Here is a 2,147-nt window from a genome sequence, read left to right as displayed (position 1 = left end):
TTCCCGCCGCGGCGGGAAGCCGGCGGATTCTCACGTATTGATGTATGCCGCGGCGGCATACCCCACCTGATCCCCGTAGTGCACCACATACCAGCCGTTCCATTCGCCGTAGATCGTAACAGCGGCGCCGTTGGGAAGGTTGGCGATCACCTTGCCGGAGGAGGATGGATAGTCCCGCAGGTTCAGCGTGCCGTTGCTCACAGACACGGTGCCCTGCATCGGGTCCATGGGGTAGATAAAGGGCAGGCCGAAATACTCCGTCAGGCCCCGGGCAATCTGCTGGGCGATGGCATCCCAGTGGCCCTCCAGCCAGGTGGCGTCGCTGTAATTGTCGTGGTAGCCGATCTCCAGCAGTACAGAGGGAAACCGGGGCTGGCGGACCTCTCCCAGTGAAGTGGTGGGGCGGGTAGTGACCTTGTTGGGCAATGGATAGATCTTCCGCAGCTCCTGGGCGATGAGCTCTGCGGCCCGCTGACCGCCCACGCTGCCGGGGTAATAGAAGGCAATAATGCCCCGTTCCTCGCCATAGCGCCCCTCTGGGGCGGCGTTGGAGTGGAGCGCCAGATACAGGTCATACTCCCCCTGATTGGCCTCCCGGATGGAGCTGCCGGCAGTCATCTCCGGCCGGTTGCGCTGGTACTGGATGCCGTTGGAGAGCAGATAGGGCACCAGGGCGTCTGCCAGCAGGTTCATGTTGTACTCCTCGGACCCGCTGCCGGTAACGTACATGTTCCAGTCCTGAGTGGACGGGCTCAGATAGATCTTGGGCATGGAATTGTCCCTCCTTTTTTCCCAGTCTATGGCGTTTCCCTCAAAAATGTGATACACTGGCCTGGAAATATCAGAGGGAAAGGAATCATGCCATGAAAGCGGAACGGAATTACCCCAGATACACCGTCACGGCCAAAGCGGAGGCCGCCATCCTCCGGGGCCACCCCTGGGTCTATGACGCAGAAATTACAGCCACAGAGGGACAGGCGGAAAACGGCGGCCTGGTGGACGTGATCAGCAAAAAGGGCCGGTATCTGGGTACGGGCTTTTTGTCGGAGCAGTCCAAGATCCGGGTGCGGCTGGTGTCCCGCAACGCCAATGACCAGTTCGACGCCGCCTTCTGGCGCCGGAAGCTTCAGTGGGCCTGGGAATACCGGAAGCGCGTGATGTCTCCGGAGGACCTGGACGCCTGCCGGATCATCTTCGGGGAGGCAGATGCCTTTCCCGGACTGACGGTGGACAAGTTCCACGACCTGCTGTCCGTCCAGGTGCTGTCCGTGGGCATGGAGCGGATCCAGGACATCCTGCTGCCGGCGCTGGCGGAGCTCCTCCGGGCGGACGGGTTCCCGATCCGCGGGATCCTTCTCCGGAACGACGTGGCCCTGCGGGAGAAGGAGGGGCTGCCCCAGGGCAAGGGGTGGTATCCCCTGCCGGGGGAAGCGGCGCCGGATTCTGCAGTGACGGAGATCACGGAGAACGGCGTGAAATATCTGGTAGACGTGGAGAACGGCCAGAAGACCGGGTTCTTCCTGGACCAGAAGTACAACCGCCGGGCGGTGGGGCGCATCGCCCGGGGCAGGACGGTGCTGGACTGCTTCACCCACACCGGATCCTTCGCTCTGAACGCCGCGATGGGCGGGGCGAAGCACGTCACCGCCGTGGATGTGTCGGAGTCCGCCGTGGAGATGGCCCGGGCCAACGCGGCGCGCAACGGCCTCACCGGCGCAGTGGACTGCGTGGCCGCCAACGTGTTCGACCTGCTGCCCGCGCTGGAGAAGGAGCCGAAGCGGTACGACTTCATCATCCTGGACCCGCCGGCCTTCACCAAGTCCCGCAGGACCGTTGCCAACGCCATCTCCGGGTATAAGGAGATCAACTACCGGGCCATGAAGCTGCTGCCCCGGGGCGGTCTTCTCGCCACCTGCTCCTGCTCCCACTTCGCCACGGAGGAGAAGTTCGCAGCCATGCTCCACAGCGCCGCCCGAGACGCCGGAGTGCAGCTGCGGCAGATCGAGGCCCGGCAGCAGGCCTGCGACCACCCCATCCTCTGGGGCGTCGAGGAGACGAATTATCTGAAGTTCTACCTGTTCCAGGTGGTATGACGCCGCCGTTTCCCAACGCGCCGCCCTGCGCAAACGGGCCGCCCCACAAGGGGC

Annotated in this window: 2 protein-coding genes; one reads left to right on the top strand and one right to left on the bottom strand. The window is 63.9% G+C overall.

Annotation, left to right across the window (positions count from 1 at the left end; genetic code table 11):
* Positions 1-30: 30 nt before the first annotated feature.
* On the bottom strand, positions 31-771 hold the full coding sequence (locus HMPREF1546_RS10555) for an N-acetylmuramoyl-L-alanine amidase (protein WP_036630068.1): 741 nt from the start codon (positions 769-771) through the stop codon (positions 31-33).
* A gap of 92 nt (positions 772-863) precedes the next feature.
* On the opposite strand from HMPREF1546_RS10555, the gene HMPREF1546_RS10550 reads away from it, so the two are divergent.
* Positions 864-2,093: a class I SAM-dependent rRNA methyltransferase gene (locus HMPREF1546_RS10550; protein WP_021748891.1), complete on the top strand. Its 1,230-nt coding sequence runs from the start codon at positions 864-866 to the stop codon at positions 2,091-2,093.
* Positions 2,094-2,147 lie beyond the last annotated feature (54 nt).

Origin of the sequence: Oscillibacter sp. KLE 1745, assembly GCF_000469445.2 — a bacterium.
Classification (GTDB): Bacteria; Bacillota; Clostridia; order Oscillospirales; family Oscillospiraceae; genus Oscillibacter; species Oscillibacter welbionis.
This window is presented reverse-complemented; position numbering and strand designations above follow the sequence as displayed.

Excerpts from the sequence above, each read along its gene's own strand:
- HMPREF1546_RS10555 (WP_036630068.1), bottom strand. The coding sequence starts at position 771 with ATGCCCAAGATCTATCTGAGCCCGTCCACTCAGGACTGGAACATGTAC.
- HMPREF1546_RS10550 (WP_021748891.1), top strand. The coding sequence starts at position 864 with ATGAAAGCGGAACGGAATTACCCCAGATACACCGTCACGGCCAAAGCG.